Source organism: Nonomuraea terrae (assembly GCF_004348995.1).
GTDB classification, from domain to species: domain Bacteria; phylum Actinomycetota; class Actinomycetes; order Streptosporangiales; family Streptosporangiaceae; genus Nonomuraea; species Nonomuraea terrae.
In genome coordinates this window covers 1-6,944 of sequence record NZ_SMKQ01000315.1, presented here as the reverse complement: position 1 = coordinate 6,944, position 6,944 = coordinate 1, and the positions used below count along the sequence as shown (strand labels likewise).

General features: G+C 70.9%; 5 protein-coding genes. 1 reads left to right on the top strand and 4 read right to left on the bottom strand.

What is annotated here, in order from left to right:
- Positions 1-364: 364 nt before the first annotated feature.
- Positions 365-838, top strand: coding sequence for an NUDIX hydrolase (locus tag E1286_RS44835; protein WP_165970213.1), 474 nt, complete (start codon positions 365-367; stop codon positions 836-838).
- Here the strand turns inward: E1286_RS44835 and htpX are convergent.
- The 4 genes from htpX to E1286_RS44815 form a co-directional block, all read right to left on the bottom strand.
- The gene (gene htpX, locus E1286_RS44830) at positions 826-1,677 is read right to left on the bottom strand and encodes a zinc metalloprotease HtpX (protein ID WP_132623146.1); all 852 of its coding nucleotides are present in this window, start codon (positions 1,675-1,677) and stop codon (positions 826-828) included. The genes E1286_RS44835 and htpX overlap by 13 nt on opposite strands.
- Positions 1,678-1,760: 83 nt before the next feature.
- Positions 1,761-3,254, bottom strand: coding sequence for an NADH-quinone oxidoreductase subunit N (locus E1286_RS44825; protein ID WP_132623144.1), 1,494 nt, complete (start codon positions 3,252-3,254; stop codon positions 1,761-1,763).
- A complete protein-coding gene (locus E1286_RS44820) occupies positions 3,251-4,894 on the bottom strand; it encodes a complex I subunit 4 family protein (protein WP_132623142.1) in 1,644 nt (547 codons plus the stop codon). The genes E1286_RS44825 and E1286_RS44820 overlap by 4 nt, the downstream gene beginning before the upstream one ends.
- Positions 4,894-6,810, bottom strand: coding sequence for an NADH-quinone oxidoreductase subunit 5 family protein (locus tag E1286_RS44815; RefSeq protein WP_132623140.1), 1,917 nt, complete (start codon positions 6,808-6,810; stop codon positions 4,894-4,896). The genes E1286_RS44820 and E1286_RS44815 overlap by 1 nt, the downstream gene beginning before the upstream one ends.
- Positions 6,811-6,944 lie beyond the last annotated feature (134 nt).

The window sequence follows — 6,944 nt, the reverse complement described above, 5'->3', positions numbered from 1 at the left end:
AGCGGCCAACGCCATCGATCACGTCCTGGCTTGGTCACACTTCCGGCGGCTTCATCAGACACGCGCTCTGATCAGCCACTACCGGCGACGCGGTGACCCATTCCCAGCGGACCTACGAATGTAGTACTGGGCGGGAGCAGCCGCGACACCGGCCACCACCGCGCCGGCCAGAACCGTACCGGCGAGAAGGCTACGAAGCTTCGACATGACCATCCATCCCTGACTGTGAGGAGAACCTCCGGAGCGATCTCTCCGGACGACCCACAATCTAGGCAGCCGCGACCTGGCGTTCTGCGTACAACCACACAGATCAGCCCCGGCGTGCACAACGACACAAAACAGCGGCCCCTTATGCTCGATAACCGTGACAAAGATCCCCGTGCGCCGGTTCACGGCCCGTGTCCTGCCCATCGACCGGGAGAACCGTGTCCTCCTCCTGCACGGCTTCGATCCGGCCGTACCGGATCGTCCTTTCTGGTTCACCATCGGCGGGGCGTTGGAAGGCAGTGAGACGCCGCAGGAGGCCGCCGCGCGTGAGCTCTACGAGGAGGTCGGGATCCGGGCCGGCGTCGGCGAGATCACCGGGCCGCACGGGAGCAGGATCACGTCGTTCGACTTCGCCCAGTACGCGATCACCCAGGACGAGACCTTTCTCGCCGTCCGGGTGGACGGCGAGGCGGCGGTGTCGTTCGATCACATGGAGCAGGTCGAGAAGGAGACCACGCTCTCCTACCGGTGGTGGAGCGCCGACGAGCTCGACGCCACGGGGGAGACCGTCCACCCCGAGAACCTCGGGGAACTGCTCAGGAAGATCGTGCAGGGGTTTCAGCGGCGGTAGCCGGCCATGCGTTCGAGGCGGGCGACGCGCTCGGACGTGGGCGGGTGCGTGGAGAACAGGCGGCCGAAGCCCGACCCCGCGAACGGGTTGGCGATCATCATGTGGGACGCCGAGGTGAGGCGGCTGTTCTCGGGGAGGGGAAGCCGGCGGGCGCCCATCTCGATCTTGCGGAGCGCCGAGGCCAGTGCGAGCGGGTCGCCCGTGAGCCTGGCTCCGGCCTCGTCGGCCTGGTATTCGCGGGTCCGGGAGATCGCCATCTGCACCATCCCGGCCGCCACCGGGCCGAGCAGCATCATCAGCAGCGCACCCCAGAAACCGGGCCCCTCGTCGTCGTCGGAACCGCCGAAGAACACGGCCACGTAACTCAGCCAGGTGATCATCGTGGCGAGCGCGCCGGCGACGGAGGAGATGAGGATGTCGCGGTTGTAGACGTGGGAGAGCTCGTGGCCGATCACGCCGCGGAGCTCGGCCTCGTCGAGCAGCTTGGTCAGGCCGATTGTCACGCAGACCGCGGCCTGGCGGGGGTTTCGGCCGGTCGCGAACGCGTTCGGCTGCACCGTCGGCGAGATGTACAGGCGTGGCATCGGCTGGCGCGCCTGGGTCGAGAGCTCGCGCACGATCCGGTAGAGCGTCGGGTGCTCGACCTCGCTGACCGGCCTGGCCCGCATGGCCGACAGGGCGATGCGGTCGGAGAAGAAGTACGCGACGCCGTTGGCCACCAGGGCGAGCACGAGCGCGATCCGCACGCCGGTGCCGCCGCCCAACCACGAGCCCACCGCGATGATCAGCGCCGACAGCCCGCCGAGCAGAACGGCGGTGCGCAGACCGTTGTGGTGCAAGGTGCCCCCCTTCGTGGTGTGGGTTCACGACGTCCAACGACGATGCCCCGGTCCATCGTTCCCTGAGGCGCTCGACCTGGGGCTCAGCCCGTGGCGGACAGCAAGGTCATGTCGAGGACGAGCTGCGGGGCCACCGAGAACAGCACGGCCGCCGCCAGCGCCAGCCCCACGGCCAGCGAAGTGGCCACATGACGCCCGGCCGGGGCCGCCGCGCCGGTCGCCGGGGCGAAGAGGCGGGCCGTCCACAGGGCGTAGTAGTACAGGCCGATCACCGTGTTAACGGCCATGACCAGCGCCAGCCAGCCGGATCCGGCCGCGACGATCTCGCGGAAGACGAACACCTTGGCGAACAGCCCGGCCAGCCCCGGTGGGAGCCCGGCCAGGCAGATCAGGCAGAACGCGAGCGCGATGCCGGCCGCCGGCCGCCGGAACGCGAGCCCCCGGTAGTCGTCGAGCTCGTTGCGCGCGGACACGCGGGACACGAGCATGACGACCGCGAACGCGCCGAGGTTCATGGCGGCGTAGATGATCAGGTACGCGGTGGAGGCTCCGGCCGCCTCCGCGGTGCCGGCGGCGAGCGGGGCCAGGATGTAGCCGGACTGCGCGACGGAGGACCAGGCCAGCAGGCGTACGGCCGAACGCTGCCGCAGGGCGAGCAGGTTGCCCGCGGTCATGGTGAGCGCGGCGAGGATCCCCATGATCGGCGCCCAGGTGCCGGCCTGTCCGGACAGGCCGCTGACCAGGACAAGGATCAACCCGGCGAACCCGGCCGCCTTGGAGATGACCGACAGCAGCGCCGCCACCGGGACGGGCGCGCCCTGGTAGACGTCGGCCGCCCAGGAGTGGAAAGGCACGGCGGCGATCTTGAAGGCGAAGCCGGCCACGACGAGCACGACGCCGACCGTGACGACGGCGGGTAGGGCGTCCGCGGGCAGTCCGGGCGGGGGCGCCTGCCCGGCGAGGACGGCGGACAGGCGCGAGAGGTAGACGCTGCCCGTGACGCCGTACAGCAGGGACACGCCGAACAGCATGATCGCCGTGGAGACCACGGAGACGACGAACAGCTTGACGGCGGCCTCGGAGGCGCGGCCGTCGTAGCGTTTCAGTGCGGTGAGGGCGAAGACGGGGAGCGAGACCAGCTCGAGCGCCACGACCAGCATCACCAGGTCGCGGGAGGCGGGCAGGGTCACGGCGCCGACGAGGGTGCACAGGAGCAGGAAGTGCCACTCGCCGACGGGGATGCCACCGCCGGCCAGCTCGGTCATCGACAGCAGGACGACGACCACGGCCGCCACCAGCACCAGCCCGGCGAAGGCCAGGGTGAACCGGTCGACGACGTACGAGCAGGGCGACGTGCCGGGCGGCACGCAGAAGGTGGACAACGCCGGGCCGCCCCGTACGGCCTGGGCGACGACGAAGCCCAGGGAGAGCAGAACGCCCGCCAGCGTGACGAGCCCCAGCCCGGTCTGGGTGCGGGGGCGGGCCGGGAGGAACGCGTCGAGCAGCAGCACCAGCCCGGCCACCAGGGCCAGCACCAGCGACGGCGCGATCACGAAGTAGTCGATCTGCTGGATCATGGCAGCGCCCCCAGCAGGGTCAGCACGGGCGGCGTGGTCAGCGACAGCAGCAGACCCGGCCAGAGCCCGAACAGCAGGATCAGGACGACCAGCGGGGTCCACGCCACGAGCTCGTGGCCTTGGATGTCGGCGGTCAGCTCGGCGCGGCTGGGCGGCGGGCCCAGAAGAGCGCGTACGGAGTGTGGTGAGCGGAGGGGCACGACGGGACGCTCGTCGGGCGCGGCGCGCACGAGGCGGTCGTCGGCGGGCGCGCTCTCGTCGCGCGGTTGTTCGGCTCGGGGGCGGCCGTGGGTGACGCGGGAGAGCATGAGCACGAAGTACGCCGCCGTGAGGACCGCGCCGAGGCCCCCGATCACCATGTACGTGAGGAAGAGCCCGCGCGGCAGCACGTCGGCCGGTTGGAAGGCGCCGTACAGGGCGAGCATCTCGCCCCAGAAGCCCGCCAGGCCGGGCAGCCCGAGTGAGGCGATCGAGGCGAACGTGAGCACCGAGCCGAGCCGCGGCATCGTGGCCAGCAGGCCGCCGCCCATCGACGGCATGTCGGACCCGGGGTAGCGCACCTTGATCGCTCCGGCCAGGAAGAACAGCAGGCCGGTGATCAGGCCGTGGGCGACGTTCGCGAACAGGGCGCCATTGACGCCCACGGGGGTCAACGTGGCGAAGCCGAGCAGGACGAAGCCCATGTGGCCGATGGAGGAGTAGGCGATCAGGCGTTTCAGGTCGCGCTGGGCGAGGCAGGCCAACGCGCCGTACACGATGCCGACGACGGCGAACGCCCCGAGCCACGGCGCCACCGCGATCGCGCCCTCCGGGAGGACGGGGATGGCGATGCGGGCGAAACCGTACGTGCCCATCTTCAGCAGCACCCCGGCGAGCAGCACCGAGCCGACGGTGGGCGCCTCGGTGTGGGCGTCGGGCAACCAGGTGTGCACGGGCCACATGGGCGTCTTGACCGCCAGGCCGACGCCGATCGCCACGAACGCCAGGATCTGCACGGACCTGGACATGCCGGCACCGTGGGACGCGCTCAGCGCCTCGATGTCGAGCGTGCCGGTCTGGGCCCAGATGATCAGCAGGCCGAGCAGCATCACGACCGAGCCGAGCAGCGTGTACAGGATGAACTTGATCGACGCGGCCCTGCGGCCCTTGCCGCCCCACGTGCCGATGAGGAAGTACATCGGGATGAGCACGATCTCGAAGAAGACGAAGAAGAGCAGCAGGTCGAGGGCGAGGAACGTGCCGACCATGCCGACTTCGAGCACGAGCAGCGTGAAGACGAGCTCTCTCGGCTTGTCGCCCATCAGCTGGTCGGGCGACCGGCCGCCGCGCCAGCACAGGTAGACGAAGCACAGGAACGTCAGCAGGGCCGTCAGCACCACCAGCGGCAACGAGATGCCGTCGACGCCGAGGTGGAAGCGGAGCCCCAGCCCGGGGATCCACGGGCGGTCGACCTCGAACTGCATCCGCGCCGCCGCGCCGTGGTCGAACGTCGCCGCCAGCAGCACGCTGAGCGCGAACGTGACCCCCGAGACGACCACGCCGTACGTGCGGATGACGTGACGCAGCGCGTGGGGTGCGAGGAGCAGCAGGATCGCACCGGTCAGCGGCACGGCGAGCAGCGCGACGGGAAGCCAGCCCATCATGTGAACATCACCGCCCCGACCGCGATCAGCAGGACTCCGGCGAGCACGCCGCTCACGTACAGCTGGACGTTGCCGTTCTGGGTCAGCCGCAGCACTCCGGACAGGCGGCGGGCGGAGGCTCCGGAGCCGCGTACCGCGCCGTCGACGACCTTGTCGTCCGTCGTGACGACGAGCCCGGCCAGCGCCTGGACGGGGCGTACGACCAGGGCCGTGTAGACGGCGTCGAGGTAGAACGCCCGCTCGCACGGCACCCGCAGCGGGCCAAGCAGGCGGGCGGGGTCGGAGAGGGGGTCGGCGCGCCAGGACGCGTAGACGGCGCCGGCGCCGAGCAGCGTGAGGACGACGCTGAGGGCGGCCACGCCGAGGTCGAGGTGGGGCTCGCCGGCGAAGCCCAGCAGCAGGGCGGGCACCGCGAGCAGGACGAGCGGGACGAGCATCGTGCGGGGTGCTTCCCTGACGTCCACGACGTGGGCCGTGCCGGGCTCGGGCTCGGGGAGCGCCACGGCCCTGGGCCGGCCGAAGAACGTACGCAGCCAGGCTCGGGCGGCGTACGCGCCGGTGACGGCCACGGTGGCGAGCGCGCAGCCGTAGAGCAGGAGGGCCGCAGCGTCGGTCAGGCGGCCCGTCGACAGGGCGTCGTCCATGGCGGCCAGCACGCCGTCCTTGCTGAAGAAACCGCTGGCCGGTGGGATGCCGGTGAGGGCGGCGAGACCGACCGTCATCGTCACGAACGTGACCGGCAGCTCGCGGCGCAGACCGCCCATCCGGGTCATCAGGTTGGAGCCGACGTGGTGGATCACCACGCCCGCGCAGAGGAACAGCAGCGCCTTGAACGCGCCGTGCGTCAGCAGGTGGAACACGGCCGCCGTGTCGGAGCCCGCGGCGAGGCCGCCCGCCATGTAGGCGAGCTGGCTGACCGTGGAGTAGGCGAGGACACGTTTCAGGTCGTCCTGGGCGAGTGCGGCCAGCGCGGCGCCGAGCATGCCGAGCGCGGCCATGACGGCGAGCACGTCGAGCGTGGGCGGGGCGGCGGTGAACGCCGGGAACAGCCGGGCCACGACGAAGATGCCGGCGGCGACCATGGTGGCGGCGTGGATGAGCGCGCTGATCGGGGTGGGGCCGGCCATGGCGTCGGGGAGCCAGGTGTGCAGCGGCACCTGCGCGCTCTTGCCCGCCACGCCGGCCAGCAGCAGCATCGTGGCGGTCACGAGCGTGGCCGGGGACATGTCGGGCACTGCCGTCAGCACGTCCGCGATGCGGAAGCTGTCCGCCGCCGCGCCCAGGACGAAGATGCCGAACAGGAAGCCGACGTCGCCCAGGCGGGTGACGAGGAACGCCTTCACCGCCGCACGCGAGTTGCCCCGGTCTTCCCACCAGTGTCCGATGAGGAGATAGGAGCAGAGGCCCATGATCTCCCAGCCCACGTAGAGGACCAGGAGGTCGCCGGAGTAGACGACCAGCAGCATCGCGCTGGTGAACAGGCTCACGAACGCGCTGTAGGAAGGGTAGCGGGGGTCGTCCGCCAGGTATCCGGCCGAGTAGACCTGGACGGCCAGGGCGACCAGGGTCACGAGGACGCCCAGGACGCTCGACAGGGCGTCGGCCTGGAGGGTGAGCCAGATCGGGATGCCGCCGGTGACGATCGTGCCGTACGTCTGACCTGTCGCCTCCGGCGTGGCGTCACCGGTGAAGTAGGCGAACCCCGGCCCCCAGGCGAGCACGACGGCCAGCACAGCCGATGCCGCCGTCGGGACGGTCGCGATCCAGGCAGCCCGGGTGTTGGCCCGTTCACCTGCCGCTCGGTCCGGCGGCCGGGTGGTCACCGGCGCCCGATGCGGCACCCGCGAGAACAGAAGCCCGACGAAGGCGGCCGCGAACGGTAGCAACACGGCCAGCAAGGGAAAGATCGTCATCGTGTCCCCCCTGGCCTGACGTGCCCATCAGCGACCTGCTCCACTTCCCTCTCAACCACACCGCCACCCGACCCGTCGGCCGCGCGGCCGGACGAGCCGGAGGGGCCTGCGTTTGTCGGGGGTGGGTCCGAGAG

Bases quoted from the DNA above. Each gene is read 5' to 3' on its own strand.
- E1286_RS44825 (WP_132623144.1), bottom strand. From the start codon at position 3,254: ATGATCCAGCAGATCGACTACTTCGTGATCGCGCCGTCGCTGGTGCTG.
- E1286_RS44820 (WP_132623142.1), bottom strand. From the start codon at position 4,894: ATGGGCTGGCTTCCCGTCGCGCTGCTCGCCGTGCCGCTGACCGGTGCG.
- E1286_RS44815 (WP_132623140.1), bottom strand. From the start codon at position 6,810: ATGACGATCTTTCCCTTGCTGGCCGTGTTGCTACCGTTCGCGGCCGCC.